The sequence below is a fragment of the Roseiconus nitratireducens genome (assembly GCF_008629675.1).
GTDB lineage: Bacteria > Planctomycetota > Planctomycetia > Pirellulales > Pirellulaceae > Stieleria > Stieleria nitratireducens.
This window is the reverse complement of sequence record NZ_VWOX01000008.1, coordinates 1-21,586: the sequence shown is the minus strand read 5'-3', so window position 1 is coordinate 21,586 and position 21,586 is coordinate 1. Positions and strand designations below refer to the sequence as shown.

Genomic DNA, 21,586 nt, shown 5'->3' with positions numbered 1-21,586 from the left:
GAATCAAAGGACGCTCGAAAGAAGGGCCGGGACGGGGGGAGTCACTGGGACCAGGGACGTCAGCATCGCGGCGGCAAAAACCAGTGGGATCAACAGCGCCACGATCACCAGCAAAACGTTGCTGGAGCTTTCAAGTTGTGGGTACTTCAGCCTCATGAAGTAGGCGGCTGAGAAAAATGCGCCGGTCGCCACCGCGAGCGCGACGTACACCAGCGAGTGCATCAGCACGCGGTTCTGTTCGATGGTGCCCCAGAACGAGACGATCAAGACGATGAATCCCGCCACGACCAGGAAGGCGCCCACGAACCAGCCGACGTTGTCCAGCAGGAACGGTTTGATCACGGCGGACCACTTCGACGCCTCCTCGATCAGCCGCTCCGTCGCGCTACGCTCGTTTTCCGCGTCATCGAGGAAGCGAGCTGAGGCGGTCGCGGGAACGGCGTCCGAGGTTTGTCGGGTCGCCACCGGGGCCGGCGTTGGACGAACCGTTGGACTTGACGTCGGTGCGGGAGAAATCGCGGGCGTTGGCGGGGCCGCCGCCGCTGGTGGTGGAACCGCTGCCGGAGGCGGTGCCGACGCGGCCGGTTGCGGAGGACATTGGGCGGGAGGGGCGCTGGCGAGGGGGGCCGGCTGAGCTTCTCGCTGGAATTCCGGCTGAGCTTCCCGCTGCGGTTCCGGCTGAGGCTCCGCGACCGTTTCTTGCTCGCGTTGTTCGCTGCTCGCCGTTTCGATGCGTTGCATCGTCGCGAGAATGTCCTTGTTGCCCGGATCGATGGCGCAGGCCTGTTGCAACTTCTCCCGGGCCGCTTCGAAACGTGACGCGTCACAGTCGTTCTGCGCCGCCTGCAGCAGGGATTGCGCCTGGTGGGCGGCATCGGAAGCCTGGCTATATTCTTCCTTCGCCAGCTTGATTTCGGCGATCACGCTGTTTAGCGGATAGATGCCGCGATTGACCGCGACCGCCTTGTGGAGATGATCCAGGGCGTCCTCGTGTCTTCCGTGCTGCGCCGCCTCGCGGCCGAGGACGACGGACTCGTGAACGGTGCGCATCCGTTTCAGTTCCGCCTCGGCACGCTCGGTGTCGACAATCTGTTTGCGGTAGAAAGACTGAATCAGATCGCGCGTGGATTCCGTGACGCGGCCCTCGCGAACAAGACGTTCCAGGTCGGCGAGAGCCTGTTTGTACAAGTCGGTTCGTGACTTCGCTTCTTCGGACTCGAGGCCCTTCGGAGGCGCGACGACGTACGGGAGCGAGGCTTTGCAGTCGGTGCACCAGACGCGATAAAAAGAATTTGATTTGCCGCATCTTGGGCACTTGGTGGTGATCGTCATGGCGCACCTCTAGCGCAGCCTGTCTGAGAGCCGGTGCCAGGCAATCTTTCGCGTGGCTGAATGTTCGGCAGGGCCCCCGTCCGTTCGCGGTGGCGGGGGCTTCGTCACGAAGTCGCGAGAGAAGACAAGCCGGTGCGAGCGGCCGCTCGTCGGCCACGCTGCTCAATGCACCGGCGCACAAGCTATTCGTCTTTCTTGTTGGCAACCTGGACTTTCAATGCGGCCAGTTCCAGTTCGACTTCGGCGGCACGCGTCTTCTGTTCGACCTCGCGATCCAATTCGTTCGAGGCGTCGTTGAGTTCCATCACGGCGGCCGCTTCGGCTTCCAAGTCTTCGACCCGGCGTTCCATGCGATCGAACTTGTCAAAGCTACGCTGCACCCGATTCATCGACGGCGCGACGTTTTGGACCTGCCATTGCGCCTCGGCAGCCATCTGGCGGGCGATCAAACTGTCGCGGCGGCGGATCGCTTCGTCCAACTTTTCTTCGACCCGGCGGAGGTCGGATTTCAGGGCGTCGCTCGTTCTTCGGGCGCGTTCCCACTGCGGTTGCAGGCTGTCGGCGATCCGGTCGTATTCCTTCTTTCGGGCCAGGCACTGGCGGGCCAAATCCTCGTCGCCCCGCTCCAAAGCCGCCTCGGCCTTTGCGTGCCAGGCGGCAGACTCCTGACGGTTCTTATTCAGATTGGCTTCCAGTTTCTTTTCACCGGCCATCGCTTTGGCGACGCCCTGACGCGCGGTGCCGATCTGGTCTTCCATCTCGAAGATCAGCATTTTCACCATCTTTTCAGGGTCTTCGGCGCGATCCAACAGGTCGCTGACGTTGGCGTTGATGATGTCTGAGACGCGTGAGAAAATGCTCATGGCCGATTTCCTAGTGGGGTTGGGATTCTTCGGGGAGGAAAAATGTCGGGGCTACTGCGGCACTTGTTTGGAGCCCTCCCGGACCCACAGAGCGCGCTGGTCCCGAAAAAAATGGCATTTTTGGGACCACTCCCGATTGGTGCGTTTTCGAACAGAATCGGCGATCCGATGGCCTTTCCCGGTCACAGGAGTGCTCTGCGGGCGCGCCCAACTGAGTCCCTCGGTTGGCCAAGGAATGGCCTGTGACCGATCAGCGATGACGCTTTGCGATCACACGGGCCGGACAATTTCGGGGAATCAGCTTTCCGCGCGGTAGCGGCATCCTCGTTGCTCAGGGCTCTGCTGCGAGTTCGTGCCCGGAAGAGGTTTCTGGATCACGGTTGCAGCTCTTCACTCTTCGACGGCGGGGACAGCATTCATGCGCTATGTGATGAACCAAAAGTTCTTTTCTCTTGGCGACGACTTCACCATCAAGGACGACGGCGGACAAGACTGCTACTACGTGGACGGAAAGGTGTTCTCAGTCGGCGACAAGCTGGCGATCCAGGACATGCAGGGCCGCGAGTTGGCGCGTGTTGAACAGAAGGTGCTGTCCTTTGGCAAGGTTTATCACGTCTACCGCGGCGATCAACGTGTCGCCACGGTGAAGAAAAAGCTGTTCACGTTCTTTCGAGAAGTGTTCGACGTGGAAGATGCCGCCGCGGGAGACTTGGACGCGACGGGCGATTTCATCGACCACGAATATCAGTTCACACGCGACGGACAGCCGATCGCGACGGTCTCCAAACGTTTCTTCTCGCTGACCGATACGTATGGAGTCGACATCGCCAGCGGGGAAGACGACGTGCTGATTCTGGCCTGCGCGGTGGTCATTGATCTGTGCTGTCATAACGACCGATAGCGCGGCGGTGGGTCGCCTGGCCGCGTGTGAGTGCCGGCGGCTTTTGGCACAGCGATTGCCAAACGAAGAGACGCAGCGGGGAGTTGGAATGCTGCCCGACCGCACCTGTCCCACCCGGTTTCCACTCAGGAAAGATCAATGGCTAGTGAAAAGAAATGCCCCTTCCAGACGCAGCAGTTCGGCCGACCGGTGGACGACAATCAGCACTCGCAGACCGCGGGGCCGCGGGGGCCGGTGTTGATGCAGGATGTCCATCTGGTTGAGAAAATGGCTCATTTCAACCGCGAACGGATTCCCGAGCGGGTGGTGCACGCCAAGGGTTATGGCGCCTACGGGACGTTCACCGTCACCGGCGACATCACCCAGTACTGCATGGCCGATTTGTTCAGTAAGGTCGGAAAGCAGACCGAAACTTTTGCCCGTTTCTCCACCGTTGGTGGTGAAAGTGGTTCGGCCGACAGCGCCCGAGATCCGCGGGGATTCGCGCTCAAGTTCTATACCGATCAAGGCGTTTGGGATCTGGTGGGGAACAATACGCCCATCTTCTTTATCCGTGATCCCTTGAAATTCAGCGACTTCATTCGAACTCAAAAACGTGAGCCGCAGTCGCACCTGAAGCCCCACTGGCGGCGTTGGGATTTCTGGGGCGAAGTGCCGGAGTCATTGCACCAAGTGATGTTTCTGTACGGGGATCGGGGGACGCCGAAGAGTGCACGCTTCATGAACGGCTATGGAAGCCACACCTTCAGCGTTTACAACGCGGATGGGAAGCGACATTGGGTCAAGTTCCATCTGAAAACTCAGCAGGGCATCGAGAATTTCAGCGACGAGGAAGCCGTGCAGATTGCCGGCGAGGCGCCCGACTATTCGACACGCGATTTGTTCGACGCCATCGACATAGGGGACTACCCGCAGTGGAAGATGTTCATTCAGGTCATGCCGGAATCCGACGCGGCGGGTTACGAATGGCATCCCTTTGACCTGACGAAAGTGTGGCCCCATGACGACTATCCGTTGATCGAAGTGGGCGTGTTCGAATTGAATCGAAATCCGTCCAACTACTTCCAAGACGTGGAACAGGCGGCATTCGAGCCCGGTAACCTGGTCGAAGGCATCGGGATTTCGCCCGATCGGATGCTGCAAAACCGCGTGCTCAGCTATCCCGACGCGCACCGCTACCGCTTGGGCGTGAACTACCACCAGATCCCGGTCAACCAACCCCGTTGCCCCTACGCCACCTACCATCGTGACGGAACGATGCGAGTGGACGGCAACGGCGGCGGGAGCGTCGACTACGAACCGAACACGATGGACGGCCCGGTCGAAACGGGCCGGACGAAAGAACCGCCGATGCCGGTTCATGGAGACGGACGTCGTTACGACGAGTTCGCCTGTGACGACAAGGATTACTATGGCCAGCCGGCCCTGTTTTGGAATAAGGTGTTGGACGATCCGGCGCGAGATCGGCTGTGCACCGCGATCTCCAATTCCATGGCCGATAGCCCTCAGCGGATTCGCGACAAGGTGTTGGAGCACTTCCGGAAAATCCATCCCGATTTTGCTTCCGGAGTCGAACGCCGTTTGGAGGCGCCCGCTGACGAACCCATCCCGATCGCATGAAGCTTGTCGAAGAGTTCAAGAAGTTTGCATTGCGTGGGAACATGATCGATTTGGCGATCGGCTTCACCGTCGGCGCCGCGTTCACGGCCGTTGTGAAATCATTGGTCAGTGACATCATCATGCCACCGATCGGGTTGGTGACCGGCAATGCCGACTTCTCGGATCTGTTCTGGGTGCTGGATGTTCCCGACGGTATCACGGTGCCCGAGGGCGGCTTCGCGACGCTGCAAGCGGCCCAGGAGGTCGGAGCCGTCACGATCAATTACGGCCAATTCTTGAACAATTGTCTGTCGTTGTTCATCGTCGCCCTGGCAATGTTTGCGATCATTCGCGTGGTCAACCGCCTGGATGCCCAACTGGAGGAGGCCTTTGGCGATAAGCCTCCCGAAGGCGAACCGGCAGATAAGAAGTGCGATTTCTGCCGCAGCACCATTCCCTTTCGGGCCTCGCGTTGTCCCCACTGCACCTCCTCGCTGGATGTTCCCGAGGTGGTCAAGAATGATGACAGCGCCGCGGGTGCCGTTTGAGGAACGGGATCGTTAGCTGCTGATCGCGGACCGCTTCCACGCTCCCCTGTGGCCGGTCACGTCCCGCCCGTCGGCGGCGTGTCAGGCGAGGCCGTATGGTCTGCGTGCTACAATGAACCATCGGATCGTGGCGAACGCTTTGCTTGGTGCGTCTGGGCAGCGCCGCACCTTGAGCGTCTGGCGATGGTGAATACGCTGAGTCCGCGAATCGCCGGCCGCCGTCCGAGCCTCCCCGCTTGCGAAAACCTCGCCGCCCTCCTTCCTTCTTCCCCGCCCTCCTTTGCAGATGTAACGCCGTGTTTGAGACGCGAATTCCGACGATGCTGACGGCATCGCTTCTCTCCGTCGTGTTGACCGGGGCTCTCCAGCCAGATTGTTGCCAGGCCGCGCCGATAGATTTTGCTCACGATGTGGTGCCGATCTTGCGCGAACATTGCGTCCGCTGCCACGGCGGCGCGGAAGCCAAAGGCGGGTTCTCAATCAACACGCGTGCCCTGTTCCTGGAAAGCGGTGTCGCGGAACCGGGTGTGGCGGATGAGTCGACGTTCTTGGAGTTGGTCGCATCGGAGGATCCTGATCTGCAGATGCCGCCCAAGGATTTGCCGCGGGTAACGAAAGAACAACAGCAAGTTTTGGCACGCTGGGTGGATGCCGGGATGCCTTGGCCCGACGACTTGACCTTTGCCGAGCAAACCTACCAGCCACCGCTTTTGCCGCGTTCGGTCCAGCTTCCCGAGGAACGCTCAGACCGGAACCCCATCGATCAATTGTTGACGCGCTATTATTCCGAGCATCAAGCGGAAGCGCCGGAACCGGCCGCTGACGCGACGTTCTTGCGTCGGGCTTCGCTGGATCTTGTCGGTCTGCTTCCCACGGAGGACGAATTGGATTCCTTCCTGGCGAACGGCGAGGCGAACCAACGTGAAAGGCTGGTGGATGACTTGCTGGCGCGGGACGTCGACTACGCCGAGCACTGGCTGACATTTTGGAACGACTTGCTGCGAAACGATTACGACGGCACGGGTTTCATCACCGGCGGGCGCAAGCAGATCAGCCAATGGTTGTACGAAGCCTTGGTCCAAAACAAGCCGTTTGATCAATTCACGCGTGAACTGATCAGCCCACCGACCGATGCCAGCCGCGGGTTCATCGACGGAATCAAGTGGCGGGGCACGGTCAGCGCCGGCCAGACCGTCGAGATTCAGTTTGCCCAGAACGTGGCGCAAGCGTTTTTGGGGATCAATCTGAAGTGTGCCTCCTGCCACGACAGCTTCATCGATCGTTGGAAGCTGACCGACGCGTATTCGCTGGCAGCCGTCTACGCGACCGAACCGTTGGAGATCCATCGTTGCGACAAGCCGATCGGCCAGACCGCCTCGGCGGGCTGGCTGTTCCCCGAGTTGGGAACGATCGATCCGAATGCGGCGAGGCAACAGCGGCTGGAACAACTGGCGGCACTGATCACCGATGATGACAACGGGCGTTTCGCCAGAACCATCGTCAACCGGTTGTGGGCTCGCCTGATGGGGCGCGGACTGGTGCATCCCCTGGACGCCATGCACACGCGTCCCTGGGACAGCGACCTGCTGGACTATCTGGCCGGTTACCTGGTCGAGCACGACTACGACCTGAAGGCGGTGTTGCGACTGATCGCCACGTCACAAGCGTACGGGGCACGGAGCGAAATCGTTTCAGAGGAGTCATCGGCTGGTTCGGAATACACGTACACCGGACCGCGTCCCAAGCGGATGACCGCGGAGCAGTTCGTCGACTCGGTGTGGCAGCTGACCGAAGCGGCCCCGCAGGAGTTTGATGCGCCGGTGTTGCGAGGGAAAGTGGATCCGGACGTGGTGGCATCGCTCGAGCTGGAGGGCCAGTGGATTTGGGGTGATGTGGCCGATGGCACTCCGGGAGGCGGACGGCTGTCGTTTCGAAAGCAGCTTCACCTGCCCGCCGCGGTTCGCTCCGGGGCAGCGGTGATCACCGCCCACGATGCATTCGAGCTTTATCTCGGAGGTCGCAAAGTAGCCAGCGGAAAGGGCTGGTCACGTGTGCAAACGGTTTCGTTGTCCGGGCGACTTCAGCAGGGAGACAACACCATCGTCATCGTGGCCGAGAACTTCACGGATGCTCCCGACCCTGCCGGCCTGTTCTTCGAAGCCCGGTTGGTGCTGGAGGACGGTTCCGAAGTCGCGTTCGCCAGTGACGACTCCTGGGAATACAGTTCGAAGTTGCCCACCGGTCGGGAAGGACGCCTGGGACGCGTCGCGGGTCCCTGGAAAGCGGTCACGACCGTGGGCCGGCCGGAGAAGTATCGCAGCATCGACGCCGCGGCAAAGAATGGGTTGGCCGCTGGTGTATCGGCTTCGGACAAGATGGTTCGGGCCGCGTTGATGAAAAGCGATTTCTTGATGCGGTCGTTGGGCCGACCCAACCGGGATCAAATCGTCAGCTCGCGACCGGACCAGTTGACCACCCTGGAAGCGGTCGACTTGAGTGCCGGCGAGAGGTTGGCGGAGGCTTTGGCTGCGGGGGCCCGCCGATGGAAGAACCAAGACCTGGCGACCACCGAGTTGGCTCGCCAGATCTATCGCCAGGCCCTTTCACGCGAGCCGACCGAGGCCGAATACAAAACCATCACCGAGGCACTCGGGCCGTCCCCTTCGGTCGAAGCGATCGAGGATCTGCTGTGGGCCGTGTGCCTGATGCCCGAATACTTGATCATCCGCTAACCCGGACAAGAGCTATGTCCAGAAACGTCAACGAATCGATCCGACGCCGCGCCTTTCTTCAAGAGCTGGCGGCCGCCGGCGCGGCGACATTAGCGATGGGGGCGCCGCGTGCGCTGGCTGATTCGGCGCAGGTCTCCCAACCGGAAGCGAAGGCCGATTCATGCATCTTGATTTGGTTGGCCGGCGGCATGGCCGCACCGGAAACGTTTGACCCCAAACGCTACACGCCGTTTGAGGTCGGATTGCCGGTGGATTCCATGGTCAGCACGTTTCCGGCGATCGACACGGCCGTCGACAACATCAAGATCTGCGCCGGTCTGGAGAACATCGCGTCGGTCATGGATCGTGCCACGCTCGTCCGGTCGGCCGTCCAGCCGGATCTGGGCAGCATCCTGCATTCGCGTCACCAGTACCATTGGCACACCGGATACGTTCCGCCCCAGACCGTCGCTTGTCCCCACCTGGGTGCTTGGATGGGCAAGGTGCTCGGCCCCCTCAATCCCGTCATCCCGCCGTTCATCAACATCGGCCAACGGCTGGAAGGGGTGGGCGAGAAAGAAGAATTGAAAGCTTTCACGACGGCCGGATTCTTCGGCAGCGAATTTGGTCCGATGAACCTTCCGCACCCCGCCGAAGCGTCCCGCAGCGTGACGCCGCCGGCGGGCATGACGTCGCAACGTTTCGCCGATCGAGATCGCTTGTTCCGCAAACTGGTTGACCAAAGCCCGCAGCGAAGATTTGCCAGCGATTACCACCAGGAATCGATGATGCGGTCCCTGGACAAGGCGTATCGATTGCTCAGCAGTGACGAGCGGAAGGCCTTTGACATTCACCAAGAGCCGAAAGAAAGCTACGAACGCTACGACACCAGTCGCTTCGGCCGCGGTTGTCTGCTGGCCAGGCGGCTGGTCGAATCCGGCGCCCGGTTTGTGGAGGTCACCACCGAATACGTTCCGTTTTTGCACTGGGATACCCACGCCAACGGCCACGCGACCGTCGAGCGTCTGCATCAAGAAATCGATCGACCGATTGCCCAATTGATTCTGGACCTCGAATCCCGGGGACTGTTGGATCGAACTCTGGTCGTGATCGCGTCGGAGTTCAGCCGCGACGCGATCATTGAAGGCAAGCCGGGTTCGAATGCCAACGACCAAGCCACGTTCAAGGTCGACAAAGTGACCGAGATGAAGCACTACGGCTTGCACCGGCACTTCACCGGCGGCACCAGCGTGGTGCTGTTCGGCGGCGGAATGAAGAAAGGCTTTTTGTACGGCGCTACCGCCGAAGAACGACCGCTGGTTGCGATCGAGAATCCGGTTTCGGTGACGGATTTGCACGCGACGATCATGACCGCGATGGGCATCAGCCCCAAGACCGGATTCGACATTGAGTCGCGACCGTTTTACGTCACGCAGGACGGACACGGTCGCGCCGTCGAAGATCTGTTTGCCTAGCTCGGCACCACCGTGTCGAAGCCGCGAACCGGGCAGAAGCGAAGGAGCGACCACCAGTCGCGGATCGGTGATAGCGACGCCGCGTCGGCTCAAAGAGGAACCGTGCAAGGAAAAGAGGTGCGTCTCTGCAATTCACCCTCCCTCCGGGAGGGTCAAAGGCGAGGCACGAGCCTTTGGGGAGGGTGCCTTGAAAAACCAGCTGAAATCGATGCCGCCGGCCGTCCCCTCCCCGCGTCGTCGCAAGCTCCTCCGCGACCCTCCCGGAGGGTGGGTGAAGCGAAGCTGTATGAGCTCCCGGCGGGAGGGCAAGTTCTCGGAACAAGAGTTGCCATTCACGCTGGACGCACGGGCCCGTCGTTGATCTTGGCACGCGGTGTTCCGCAGTGTCACACATGGCCCCTCGCGTTGAATACGGGAAAGCTAAAATGTCACACTTGGGTCGTTTCTGTCGCGTTTTTCTGGTCGTCATTCTGGTGGCGATCCCTGTCGCCTGTTCGGCCCAGGAGTCGGACCGTGAAAGCACGTCGCCGCCGAAGACGCGTTATGAGCTCGATCTGCAGTACGCGCAGACGCGTCTGAGGCTGGCCGAAGTGGAGTTGGCTGCGGTGATGGAAATTGAGCGTGCGGCTCCCGGGACGATTTCCAAGCTGGCGATCGAACGGTTGAAGTCCAGTGTCGCGATCGCCAAGGAACAGTTGGCTCAGGCGGAACTGGCGTCGGTCACGGGACCTGGCCAGGTCCGATTGCGGCAGGCCGAGGAAAAAGAACGCCTGGCAAGGTTGGACCTGCAAACCGCGCAGCAGCAGCGGGAGAAAGGTCAAATCAGCGAGCTGGAACTGGAGCGGCTGCGGTTGAAACATGAATTGGCCAAGCTGTCGCTGGTCATTCTGAAAGAACCCGAACACTTTTCGACGCTGTTGCATTTCGTCGAAGCCAAGGTCGACCGATTGGGCGACGAGATCCTGTCGCTGGATCAACGGCTGTCAAAACTGGAGCCGGTTCGCGGGGTGTTGCCCAAGAGTCGTTAAAGAGTCGGTGGGCGTCGCTCGGCGAACCGCACCAGCGACTGATGGAGCCTTCGTACCGGTCCGTTTCTCCAAACCGTCTTTGCAGGAGTTTCCCATGGCATTCCAACATCGGTTCATCGTGTCCATCGGCTTGGTGCTCTGCGTGGCCGCCGCCGCGGCGGCCCAACCTCCGTCCGACAGCGACAAAGTCGAGATGCAAAAGAAGTTGGAGTACTCGCGTCAAATTCTTGACGGTTTGGTCACCGAGGATTTCGACAAGATCCTCCGCGGGGCGCGCGCACTGAACGAGTTCGGCAAACGCAAGTGGATCGAAAATGAATCGGCGGAGTATCGGATGCAGAACCAAGTGTTCTGGTTCACGACCGGGACCCTGGTGATGGCCGCCGAAAAGGAAAGCATTGACGGAGCGACACTCTCCTACACGCAGATGACCCACAGCTGCGTCAACTGTCACAAGTTGCTGCGACGCCAGTAGGCGGATTCTCCTCGCTGTCTCACTGGATCACGTCGCAACCCATCCAGGGCTGAAGGGCTTTGGGGACGGCGATGCTGCCGTCGGCTCGCTGATGGTTTTCGATCAGCGCAATGATGGCCCGGCCGGTCGCGACGGCGGTGCCGTTGAGCGTGTGGACGAATTGGGTCCCTTTTTCGCCGGCCGTTTTGTAGCGGACGTTCAAGCGTCGGGCCTGGTAGTCGGTGCAGTTGCTGGTGCTGGTGACTTCGCCCCATTCGCCCGCCTCACCTCGGCCCGGCATCCAAGCTTCCAGGTCGTACTTGCGATAGGCTGGGCCACCCAAATCGCCGCTGGCCGTATCGACCACGCGATACGGCACCTCCAGGGCGTCAAAGAGCTCGCATTCCAGCTGCCGCATTTCTTCGTGCGTCGCGTCGCTTTGTTCGGGCAAGGTGAACGCGAACATCTCGACCTTGGTGAATTGGTGCACTCGGTACAAACCCTTGGAGGCTTTTCCCGCGGCGCCGGCTTCGGTGCGAAAACAATGGCTCAGACCGCACAGCTTGATCGGAAGTTGTTCGTCCATCACCGTCTGGTCGCTCATCATTCCGCCGAGCGTGATCTCCGCGGTGGCAACCAGGTTCAGTTCGGTGTTTTCGATGCTGTAGATCTGGGTTTCCGGTCCCCGTGGATTGAATCCGGTTCCCTGCAGGACACTTGTCAAAGCAAGGTCGGGCGTGGCGACAGGCGTGAAGCCGCGTTCGGACAGGAAGCAAATGGCGAACTGCTGCAGGGCGAGGTCCAGTCGGACTGCTGCGTTGCGGAGGAAGTAGAACCCAGAACCGGCGACGCGCGCCCCGCCTTCGAAGTCGAACAGGTCGTGTTTCTCGCCGAGCTGCAAATGATCCAGCGGCGGGAAGTCGAACTCCGGTTTGGCGGTCGCGCCCAGCGAAAGTTGTTTGGCGTCTTCTTCACCGCCGGCCGGCGCGTCGGGATGGGTCAGATTGGGAATCAGCATTTGGATCGCCAGGATTTCTGATTCCAGGCGGTCGCATTCCTTCTGGGCGGCATCCTTTTGTTCGCGCAGTTCGCGTCCCTTGGCGATCAACTGTTGGCGTTCCTGGTCGTCGGCGGCCTTGGAGATCTTCTTGCTCTGTTCGTTGGCCTGCCGGTTGAGTTCCTGGGCCAGTTGCAGTTTCTCCAGCCGCGACGATTCCAGTTCGACGATGCGGTCGACGTCACAGGGCACGCCGCGCAGTTCACAGTTTTTCGCAACGAGTTCGGCGTTTTGGAGAATGAATTTGCGATCAAGCATCGGTGGGGAGTTCTGCGAGGGAGTCGAGAAGCGAGCCAGCGTTCTGTGTCGATACGGGCGACGTCTATTTATTCTGGCGGGTTTGCGATTTCGTTCCAGAGCCGGGCAGAGGCTTCGATGCCGCGGTAGTAGTCTTGGACGCGAAATTTTTCGTTCGGGCTGTGCGCGTTGTCGTCCGAGAGCCCCCATCCCAGCAGCAGGCAGTCGCAGCCCAGGACTTCCTGAAACCGCGTGACGATCGGGATGGAGCCGCCTTCGCGGATGAACACCGGTCGGGTGCCGAACGCTTGCTCGATGGCGGCTTCCGCGGCGCGAGCGAACGGAGTGTCGATCCGCGCCAGCATGCCCGGCGCCCCGTGATCGACTTTCAGATCCCACGCGACCCCCACGGGAACGTGGGCGGCCAGGTGTTCGCGAAGCTGATTGGTCAAGCGTTCGGGGTCTTGGTGGGGAACCAGACGAAAGCTGAACTTGGCTGAGGCAAGGGCCGGAATGATCGTCTTGACGCCTTCACCCTGGTGTCCGGATGTCAGACCGTTGATGTCAAAGGTCGGACGGGCCCAGCGACGTTCATCGGTTGTGTAGCCGGTTTCGCCGAACAGTTGTTCCACGCCGACGCTTTTCGCAAAGGCCTCGTCGGATTGCGGCAGCTGACGCCATTGGTCGCGTTGGTCCTCGGGCAAGTCTTCCACGTCGTCGTAGAAGCCCGGCAGCTGGATCACGCCGTCCGAGTCGACCATGGACGACAGCAGATGGCACAGCGCGATCGCGGGGTTCATCACGGCGCCGCCGAAGGAACCGCTGTGGAGATCCTGGCTGGGACCGCTGACGGTCAGCTCGTAGGTCGCGATGCCGCGTAGTCCGTAGGTGATTGCCGGTTGTCCGTCTCCGTATTGGCTGCTGTCGCTGATCACGACGCAATCGCAGGCCAGCCGGTCCGACAGTTCTGGCAGCAGTCGTTCCAAATTGGCGCTGCCGACCTCTTCTTCGCCTTCGATCAGGAATTTGATCTGCAGCGGCAACGGATTGCCGGCAGACATCCACTGGCAGACGCTTTGCACGTGTGTCAGTACTTGACCTTTGTCATCGGTCGCCCCGCGCGCGAACAGGTCACCATCGCGAACGGTGGGGTCGAACGGTCCGCTGATCCAGTGGTCCAGCGGTTCGGCCGGCTGCACATCGTAGTGGCCGTACACCAGGACGACCGGTCCCCCGTCGACTGGAGGTGTTTCGGCGATCACCAGCGGGTGGCCTTCGGTGGGCATCACGTCCACCTTCAACCCGGCGGAGCCGAGCTTGGTCGCGATCCACTGGCAGGCCTGTTGCACATCGTCCTTGCGTCGGCTGTCGCTGCTGACGCTGGGGATTCGCAACCACTGCATCAAATCTTCCAGGTGCTGTGGACGCTCCGCGTGTAAATCCGTCAGCAGTTGTTCAAATGCCGCCTTGTCCGGCGATTTCGGGTGCGGATTTCGACTTTGTTGCGACACGGTGGCAATCCGACGCGGAGGAGTAAGAAATCGGTTAAAACCTTGAAAATCGGGTCTGCCGACGGTTTTCCGGCGGCGCTACAATAGGTCCTCGGAGTCCGAAACGACAGAGGGCTTACGTCCGGCCGAACGCCTTCGCGGGGTCTTGTCCAAGTGGGTTCCCATTGGACGCCAGGGCACGCCAATGGTGTCAGCGGCCATTCCTTTCGCAGGGAGCGACGAACACGATGTCAGACGATTTGGTCACCGTTGTCAAACCGGCTTCGAAGAAGGAGCGAAAGCGAAAACCGAAGAAGCAACCGCGGTACAACGTCGTCCTGTGGGACGATTCCGATCACAGCTACGAGTACGTAGTGATCATGATGCGGAAGCTGTTTCGGTACCCTGTCGAAAAAGGATTTCAGATCGCCCGCGAGGTTGATAATTCTGGCAAGGCGATTTGTTTGACCACCACCATGGAACATGCCGAGTTGAAGCGGGACCAGATCCACGCCTTCGGCAAAGACGACTTGATCCCGCGCTGCAAAGGCAGCATGAGTGCGACGATCGAGCCGGCAACTTGATCGGTTGCCGCCCACCGACTTATCCACCCTCACGAAGAATTCATGCCGGCCAAGCTCCGCGTTACCACTCTGGGTTGTAAGGTCAACCAGTACGAAACGGAACTCGTCCGCCAGGGGCTGCAGCGCGTCGGCTTTGAAGATTGCACCGACGACCAACGGGCCGATGTGTGCATCGTCAACACCTGCACGGTGACCAATCAGGGCGATGCCAAGAGCCGCCAAGTGATTCGCCGAATGGCCCGCGAGAATCCCGACGCGCGGATCGTCGTGATGGGCTGTTACGCGACGCGGGCCCCCGAGGAAGTCGCCCGCCTTCCCGGCGTCGCCGAGGTCGTGACCGACAAGCGCGAGCTACCTGATCTGATGTCGCGTTTCGGCGTGATCGACGTGCCCACGGGCTTGGACGGTTTTTCCGGACGCCACCGCGCGTACGTCAAGGTTCAGGACGGTTGTCTGCTGCGTTGCAGTTACTGCATCATTCCGCACGTCCGGCCCAAGCTGCACTCGCGGCCGCTACAGCACATTCTGGACGAGGTGCGACGATTGACCGAGGCCGGGCATCGCGAAGTCGTGCTGACGGGCATCCATTTGGGGCACTACGGTGTCGATTGGAATCGCAACAAGCCGCGCGAGCAGTGGACGCGGTTGTCGGATCTGGTGGAGCGGTTGTGCCGGCTGCCCGGTGACTTTCGCATCCGGTTGTCCAGCATCGAAGCGACCGAGGTGACGCGTCGTCTGATCGCCGTGATGGCCGATCACGGCGATCGTGTCGTGCCGCACATCCACTTGTGCCTGCAGGCCGGCAGCGATTCGGTGCTGCGACGGATGCGTCGAAGGTGGGGGACCAAGATGTTTCTCGATCGTTGTGACCTGCTGAGGCAATCGCTGCACAAGCCGGCGTTGACGACCGATGTGATCGTCGGTTTCCCCGGGGAGACGGATCAGGAGTTTGAGCAAACGTTGCAGACCTGCCGTCGCGCAGGTTTCTCCAAGATCCACGCCTTCCCTTTCAGTGCCCGCCGCGGAACTCCCGCGGCCGACATGCCCGATCAATTGCCTGGCGACCTGAAGACGCATCGCGTCGGAGTGCTCGGGGAATTGGAAGCCGAGCTGCGGCAGCAGTACTACCAGAGCCTGGTCGGTGAGCCGCTGCAGGTGCTGATCGAATCGGAGCATCCGGTCGCGGCGGATTCCGACGATGCCCTTCCGAGACGGTCGGTCCGCGGAACGACCTGCCGTTACGCACCGGCCCAATGGCAGGTGCCCGCCGATTCGCCGGTCACCACGGGGGATCTGGTGCGATTGCGTTTCGACGAGATCCGTGAGGATTCCTTGCGGTGCAATCAGTTGTCCGCCGCGGGCGTCTGAGCGTCCTGTTTGTCGACGTCCAGCTGCTGGACAAAGAACCGCACCATCGCCTCGGTCATTTGGGGGTTGATGAAGGCCAGCAGGTGTCCGTTTTTCGGTAACACCTTCAGCGAGGCATTCACACCGACCTCGGTCAGTCCCTGGTGAAACGCCTGGCTTCCCTCGACCGGCACGATGCCGTCCGCTTCGCCATGGACCAGTTGAAACGGCGGATCGCCGTTGGAAGCGTGATGCAGCGGCGAGGCAGCGGAGTAGACCTCCGGCACTTCCTGGCGGGTGCCCCCCAGGAAATAGGCCAGCGCGGAATTGCCCGGTGGCAGGTTTTGAAAGTTGGTCGGAGGCCCGCCGGCGCAGACGGCTCGGATCGTGGGGATCTCGTCCCAACGCGAATCCGCTTGCGGCCACGTCGTCGTGTTTTGAACCGTCTCCCACGGTTCGTCGGCCAACGTGCCCAAGAGCGAAACCAGGTGTCCGCCGGCCGAGTAGCCGAACAGACCCACGCGGTCCAAGTCCAGGGAGTACTCCTGGGCGTGCCGCGTGATCCACACCAATGCTTCGCGCAGGTCATCGACTTGTGCGGGAAATTGGAACTCTGGCGCCAGGCGGTAGTTGATCGACACCGCGGCGACACCGCTTTTGGCAAGTGCCTGGCAGTGGCCGTTCATCGTCCATTTGTCTCCGGCGGCCCAGCCACCGCCGTGGACCACCAGCACGACCGGCCAGCGTCGATCGACTCTGCCGTTGGGCGATGGCGTTGCAGCGTTGGTGTTTGCGTCGTCTTCGGTTGCGGGGCCCGTTTGTTCAGGAGCCAGATCAGACGCCTGCGGGGCTGGCAGATACACGTCGCACAAGCCGGCCGATCCGTCGCGGGTGCAAAACTGGATGCCGGACGTCTTGATGCACCGCAGGGTGGCGTCGGCACCGGCCGAGTCTTGTTCCGCGGCCTGTGTCGCCGGAGAGACAGTGGCCCCAAAAACGGCCACGCCGATCGCGATTGCAACGGCGGCCCACGTGGGGCAAGCCGTGATTGTCCTGCCGACCAATGCGCCGCGGTATCGGCGGGCCGAAGCCCCGGCAATCTGTCTTGGCTGCGTCAGATTCATCCCATCCTCAGTTGCACGAATGCTCGCAAATTCGGCAGGCACTCTGGGAAACCTGCTCATTGCCCTATAATACGACAGTGTCCAACGCCGCGACGATGCCGGATTTCCCCACAGGACACGTGTGTGTCGACAATCCCGGCGGTGGCGGCCAGACCAATTCCATCGAAGCTGTATTCATGCCTTTCCAAGAAGCGTCCTCCGCCAGCGACCATCCTCTCGATTCGATTCCGGAGGCTGTCGAAGCGGTTCGCCGCGGTGAAATCGTGATTGTTGTCGACGCGGAAGACCGCGAGAACGAAGGCGACTTCATTTGTGCCGCGGAGAAAGCGACGCCCGAAACCATCAATTTCATGCTCGGCGGCCGCGGCCAACTGTGTGTCTCGATCCTGCCGGAGGTGGGTAAACGTCTGGAGTTGACGCCCGTCGCCGGAGACAACAATGCGCCGCTGCGGACGGCGTTCGTGACCCCGGTGGATATCGCCACCGCACGCACGGGCATCACCGCCGTCGAACGTAGCGAAACGATCCGGCGGATCGCATCGCCCGATTGCAAGGCGGAAGATTTTGTCCGTCCGGGGCACGTGTATCCGTTGATCGCCAAGAAGGGCGGCGTCTTGCGGCGCGCCGGACACACCGAAGCGGCGGTGGATCTGGCCCGGATGGCCGGGCTGCAACCGGCCGGGGTGCTATGCGAAGTGCTGAACGCGTCGGGCGACCGCGCCACCCGGGAAGAACTGATCGAGACTGCCCGCAAGAACAACCTCAAGATCATCAGCATCGAGCAGTTGATCGCACATCGGCGTGTCAGTGAAAAACTGGTCAACCGTGCGGCGGAGGCGATCCTTCCGACGCGGTACGGAGATTTTGAAATCATCGTGTATTCGGTGGATTTTGAAGCCCAGGAGCCGATCGCACTGAAGCTGGGCGATTTGTCGTCCAACGACGGCGGTGTCCAACCGCCGCTGGTGCGGATGCACAGCAGTTGTTTCACCGGCGATCTGGTTTCTTCGCTGCGTTGTGACTGCGGCGACCAGCTTCACATGGCGTTGCAAATGATTGCCGACGAAGGGCGCGGGGCGCTGGTGTACCTGCCACAGGAAGGCCGCGGCATTGGACTGGCGCAGAAAATCAAGGCGTATGCCCTGCAGGATCAAGGGATGGACACCGTCGAAGCCAATCACGCGTTGGGATTCAAGGCGGACATGCGGGACTACGGCGTCGGTTTGCAGATTCTGAAAGATTTGGGAATCAGCCAGGTGCGTTTGCTGACCAACAACCCGAAGAAACGCCAGGCGTTCAATCTGCGCGGGTTCGATTTGACCGTCGTGGACCAGGTGCCGATCGTCACCGCGGTTAACAAACACAACAAGAACTATTTGCAAACGAAGCGTCAGAAGCTGGGGCATCAGCTTCCTGACCTGGGATAAGGTGGCGCGTACCGCCCCGGATCCTTTCTAGCCCGCTTGCGTGACGGTTGGTCAGAAATCGTCCGTTGTCCGCCGATGTGACGTCCAACCGTTTCGCCATGACCGAACTTCCCGAAAAACCTCTCTGGCTCCAACGCGCGGCGATTGTGGGCGTGGGACTGCTCGGGGGAAGCGTCGGCATGTCTTTGCGGCGGAGCGGTGTGCACGTCGTCGGCTACGCGCGGACAGAATCGGGTTGCCGTTCCGCGGTCCAGCAGGGCGCCGTGGATGAAGCCTTTTGCGATTTGGCAACGGCATGCCGGCAAGCGGACGTGGTCGTGATTGCCAGCCCTGTCGATCGGATCGCATCACTGGTTGACGCGTGTGCCGCCACGATGGCCGATGACGCGATGATCACCGATGTGGGCAGCACCAAGGCAAAGATCGTGGCCGGGGTTGCGGACCTGGGGGCGACGGTGGCTCGACGGTTCGTCGCGGCGCACCCGATTGCCGGCTCGGAAAAGACAGGCGTTGCCAATGCCAGCCGCACCCTGCTGGACGGCAAGGCCGTGATCCTGACACCGGGGCACTCGCCCGACCCCGGTTTTCTGCAACGCGCCCGAGAGTTCTGGCGCCAGACCGGCGGCGAGGTGATCGAAATGACGCCTGAGGAACACGATCGCCGGCTCGCCGCGGTCAGCCATTTGCCGCACCTGATGGCTTCGTTGTTGGCCGGATCGACGGAGCCGGAAAGCCTGCCGCTGGTGGGCAGCGGATGGAAAGACATGACGCGGGTGGCCTCCGGCGATCCGGCCATGTGGACCGCGATCTGCGATCACAACCGCGACGCGATTCTGGATCAAATCGATCAATTTCGCGGAGCCTTGGATCGGCTCCGCGCATTGGTGGCTGCCGAGGAAACAGGGGAACTGCGGCAGTGGCTGGAAGCGGCCAAAGCACGCAAGGACCAGGCGGTCGCCGCACGCCGCTGAATCCGTGCCACCGATGGGCCGACGCCGAATGCGACCGCTGGGAGCGGCCGGTAAGTTCTGATCGGTGGGCCGCGTTCCCGCGCGGCGGAACTCTTTCTGAAAAGCGGCGTCTATTCGGGTAGGATGTCACCGCCGCACCGGGCAGCTTCTCGCGGTCTTTCCACCGGATCATTGCTCGGATGCCGCGTCGGCGGTTGCCGAATCGGTACTTCATCTCGCATCTTTTCTGAGGAAGATTCTGGTGTTGATCAATGCTGCCAAGCGTATCGGTTTGATTTGTCTTTGTGTCCCGTTTTGGATCGCCGGGGCCTGGGCGGCCAACGTCGGCGACCAAGTCGAGTTCAGCCGTGCCGGGACCAAACTGCAGGGACGCGTGGTCGAAATTCGGCCCGGGGGTCGGTTCCTGTTGGTCGAAACCGAGATCGGCGGTTCGCTGCAGAAGGTCGTCGTGGTGGCCAGTCGGGCGACCGTGATGACCGGTTCGGCCTCGGAGCCTTCCGGAGCGCAAAGCCGCATGTGGAGTGACCAGTCGGGGCGTTTTCAGATCGAAGCCAGCCTGGTTTCTCAGACGGCGACCACGGTCCGGTTGCGAAAGGCCGACGGGCGAGTGGTCGATGTCCCGGTCGACAAGCTTTCTCTGAAGGACCAGGAGTATCTGGCGACGGTCGACACGGCCGAAGAAAACCCGTTCGCCGGCGGCACGTTTTCTCCGGGCCCGGCAGGCGCGGGTGGTGGACCGGCGGCGATGAATTCGACCGCGTCCGGCGGAGCGTCCTCGCGAGGTGGCTTGAATTTGGGCCAGGCGACGTCCTACAGCGTGACCCAGCCGTTGGTTTTCCAACGCATGGATGCGGCGAAACAGGTTTCGGCGGATCCCAGCCCCTATCAATTGAGCTCGTTGGACAACGTCTTGTTGCAGACCGGCGAGGTGCCGTTTGGAAGTGATCTTCACCGTCCGGTGATCGTCGCCGACGACGGATCACGGGCCGCCTATTGCCTGATCAATACCCGCTCGGACGAAAAGGGGACGCAGCTCTTTCTTGCCGACCTCAGCAGCCGACGCAGCAAACAGGTTGGCTTTTTGCCCGAGAAGGTTTGGCTGTCGACGGCCGAACCCCAGTCCGGAGACATTCTGGGCATTGTCTCCGGCATCGACGACCATCGCCCTTCCAGCCTGTGCGTGATCAGCGGGATGAGCCAGGGGAATCCGAACGTGATTGCCCACTGGAGGATGTTCCCGAACGATGACAAGAAGCAAGACTATGTGCGGTACCGGAAAATCTTGCCCGGCAAACTGGCGGTCACCGTTTACGACGGTCAAGTGCACGTGCACGACTACGGATCCGGACGCGAGCGTTGGCGGGCCAAGACCGAATCGTTCAACGAACCGACGATCTCACCCGGTGGCCAGTACATCGCCATGATGGCCGAGGATCAATGCGTGATCTTGCGAACCGCCGACGGTCAGCAGCTCGGTTCGGTTCCGTTCCAGCGAGGTGCCGGTTCGTTGGGCTTTTCACCCGATGGCACCAAGTTGGCCGTGGCGATGGGCACCAGCTTGTCGATCTTTGATGTTGCCACGGGCGAAGAGACATTGACCCACGAGGCCAACGTCGGATTGGCGGTGTTGGGAAAGAACATCATGTGGGCTGGCGACGATTTCTTGTTGCTGCCTTCCGGCGTGTTGTTCTCGATCCCTTCGAATCTGATCATTTGGAAATACAACCTGTCCGGTGATGCCTTGGAGTACACCGATCTGATTCATCAGGGATTGCTGACGTTTGCCGAACGTGGCTACGTGGGAATCGTGCGTGTGCCGCATGACGCGGCGAAGGCCGAGGCCGGCAAGAATCACTCGGGGCTGACCGCGCTGGAGTCGGGGGACACGATCTCGGTCCAGGTCAAGTCGGGGGCTCCGGGGATCAGCCCCAACGACATCACGGGATGGTTGACCGAAGCGGCCAAATCCTCCGGGTATCAGGTGGCCGGGAACGCACCGACGCGGTTGGAAGTGTCGATCACTCGGGGCGAGACCAAGCAGCGGACCTATCGCAACATCGGTGCATTCGGAAGTGAAACCGTTTCGTTCACGCCGTACACCAGCAAGATCCAATTGGTGCAGGGTGGCAAGACGCTCTGGCAGCAGAGCCGGACGACATCCATGCCGTTCTTCATCAGCGGCAGCAAGTCCCTGCAGGAAACTGCCAGAGAGTATGAGAAGCCGCGTGAGGACTTCTTCAAACAGGTTTCGATTCCGAAGCAGATTCTGAAGCCCGAGTATCAATCCGGGTTTGGGACCAGCCTGGTCAACGGCCAAGGGATCCGATGACCGGCGCCGGAAAGATATTGGTCCGGTCACCGTAAGGTCACCGCCAGCGGCGCGCCACTCGTCGAATCTCACGTAGCCACCGTCGCCAGACGGTGGACTCTTAGCAATC

General features: G+C 61.1%; 17 protein-coding genes. 12 read left to right on the top strand and 5 right to left on the bottom strand.

Annotation, left to right across the window (positions count from 1 at the left end; all coding sequences use genetic code 11):
- Positions 1-3 precede the first annotated feature (3 nt).
- Both FYK55_RS14920 and FYK55_RS14915 read right to left on the bottom strand, forming a co-directional pair.
- Positions 4-1,332 (bottom strand): tetratricopeptide repeat protein, encoded by a 1,329-nt coding sequence (locus FYK55_RS14920; protein ID WP_150077240.1) that lies wholly within the window; start codon positions 1,330-1,332, stop codon positions 4-6.
- 182 nt (positions 1,333-1,514) lie between these two features.
- The gene (locus FYK55_RS14915; RefSeq protein WP_150077239.1) at positions 1,515-2,195 is read right to left on the bottom strand and encodes a PspA/IM30 family protein; all 681 of its coding nucleotides are present in this window, start codon (positions 2,193-2,195) and stop codon (positions 1,515-1,517) included.
- A 430-nt stretch (positions 2,196-2,625) separates the two neighbouring features.
- Here FYK55_RS14915 and FYK55_RS14910 point away from each other — a divergent pair, with 430 nt between their 5' ends.
- From FYK55_RS14910 to FYK55_RS14880, 7 genes are all read left to right on the top strand, one after another.
- Positions 2,626-3,096 (top strand): LURP-one-related/scramblase family protein, encoded by a 471-nt coding sequence (locus FYK55_RS14910; protein ID WP_161604520.1) that lies wholly within the window; start codon positions 2,626-2,628, stop codon positions 3,094-3,096.
- Positions 3,097-3,234: 138 nt separating this feature from the next.
- On the top strand, positions 3,235-4,716 hold the full coding sequence (locus FYK55_RS14905) for a catalase (protein ID WP_150077237.1): 1,482 nt from the start codon (positions 3,235-3,237) through the stop codon (positions 4,714-4,716).
- On the top strand, positions 4,713-5,243 hold the full coding sequence (gene mscL, locus FYK55_RS14900; protein ID WP_150077236.1) for a large conductance mechanosensitive channel protein MscL: 531 nt from the start codon (positions 4,713-4,715) through the stop codon (positions 5,241-5,243). The genes FYK55_RS14905 and mscL overlap by 4 nt, the downstream gene beginning before the upstream one ends.
- A 296-nt stretch (positions 5,244-5,539) precedes the next feature.
- On the top strand, positions 5,540-7,975 hold the full coding sequence (locus FYK55_RS14895) for a DUF1549 domain-containing protein (RefSeq protein ID WP_150077235.1): 2,436 nt from the start codon (positions 5,540-5,542) through the stop codon (positions 7,973-7,975).
- Between the two features lie 14 nt (positions 7,976-7,989).
- Positions 7,990-9,429: a DUF1501 domain-containing protein gene (locus tag FYK55_RS14890; RefSeq protein WP_150077234.1), complete on the top strand. Its 1,440-nt coding sequence runs from the start codon at positions 7,990-7,992 to the stop codon at positions 9,427-9,429.
- Between the two features lie 425 nt (positions 9,430-9,854).
- On the top strand, positions 9,855-10,457 hold the full coding sequence (locus FYK55_RS14885; protein WP_150077233.1) for a hypothetical protein: 603 nt from the start codon (positions 9,855-9,857) through the stop codon (positions 10,455-10,457).
- Between the two features lie 94 nt (positions 10,458-10,551).
- On the top strand, positions 10,552-10,932 hold the full coding sequence (locus tag FYK55_RS14880; RefSeq protein WP_150077232.1) for a hypothetical protein: 381 nt from the start codon (positions 10,552-10,554) through the stop codon (positions 10,930-10,932).
- A gap of 19 nt (positions 10,933-10,951) precedes the next feature.
- On the opposite strand, the gene serS is transcribed toward FYK55_RS14880, so the two are convergent.
- Positions 10,952-12,226, bottom strand: a complete 1,275-nt coding sequence (gene serS / locus FYK55_RS14875; protein WP_150077231.1) for a serine--tRNA ligase — start codon at positions 12,224-12,226, stop codon at positions 10,952-10,954.
- A 68-nt stretch (positions 12,227-12,294) separates the two neighbouring features.
- Positions 12,295-13,716 carry a dipeptidase gene (locus FYK55_RS14870; RefSeq protein WP_261344954.1) on the bottom strand — a complete coding sequence of 474 codons (1,422 nt, stop codon included), beginning with the start codon at positions 13,714-13,716 and terminating at the stop codon, positions 12,295-12,297.
- A gap of 227 nt (positions 13,717-13,943) precedes the next feature.
- On the opposite strand from FYK55_RS14870, the gene FYK55_RS14865 reads away from it, so the two are divergent.
- Together FYK55_RS14865 and mtaB are read left to right on the top strand one after the other, a co-directional pair.
- On the top strand, positions 13,944-14,279 hold the full coding sequence (locus tag FYK55_RS14865; RefSeq protein ID WP_150077230.1) for an ATP-dependent Clp protease adaptor ClpS: 336 nt from the start codon (positions 13,944-13,946) through the stop codon (positions 14,277-14,279).
- A gap of 42 nt (positions 14,280-14,321) precedes the next feature.
- Positions 14,322-15,647 (top strand): tRNA (N(6)-L-threonylcarbamoyladenosine(37)-C(2))-methylthiotransferase MtaB, encoded by a 1,326-nt coding sequence (gene mtaB / locus FYK55_RS14860; RefSeq protein WP_150077229.1) that lies wholly within the window; start codon positions 14,322-14,324, stop codon positions 15,645-15,647.
- Here the strand turns inward: mtaB and FYK55_RS14855 are convergent.
- On the bottom strand, positions 15,623-16,750 hold the full coding sequence (locus FYK55_RS14855; RefSeq protein WP_161604519.1) for an alpha/beta hydrolase: 1,128 nt from the start codon (positions 16,748-16,750) through the stop codon (positions 15,623-15,625). The genes mtaB and FYK55_RS14855 overlap by 25 nt on opposite strands.
- A 176-nt stretch (positions 16,751-16,926) precedes the next feature.
- On the opposite strand from FYK55_RS14855, the gene ribA reads away from it, so the two are divergent.
- The 3 genes from ribA to FYK55_RS14840 all read left to right on the top strand — a co-directional run bounded on the left by ribA (position 16,927) and on the right by FYK55_RS14840 (position 21,477).
- Positions 16,927-18,177: a GTP cyclohydrolase II gene (ribA, locus tag FYK55_RS14850; RefSeq protein WP_150077448.1), complete on the top strand. Its 1,251-nt coding sequence runs from the start codon at positions 16,927-16,929 to the stop codon at positions 18,175-18,177.
- 77 nt (positions 18,178-18,254) lie between these two features.
- Entirely contained in the window at positions 18,255-19,148 is an 894-nt protein-coding gene (locus FYK55_RS14845; protein ID WP_261344955.1) for a prephenate dehydrogenase, read from the top strand.
- A gap of 241 nt (positions 19,149-19,389) precedes the next feature.
- A complete protein-coding gene (locus tag FYK55_RS14840; protein WP_150077226.1) occupies positions 19,390-21,477 on the top strand; it encodes an SHD1 domain-containing protein in 2,088 nt (695 codons plus the stop codon).
- The last annotated feature ends 109 nt before the right edge of the window (positions 21,478-21,586 follow it).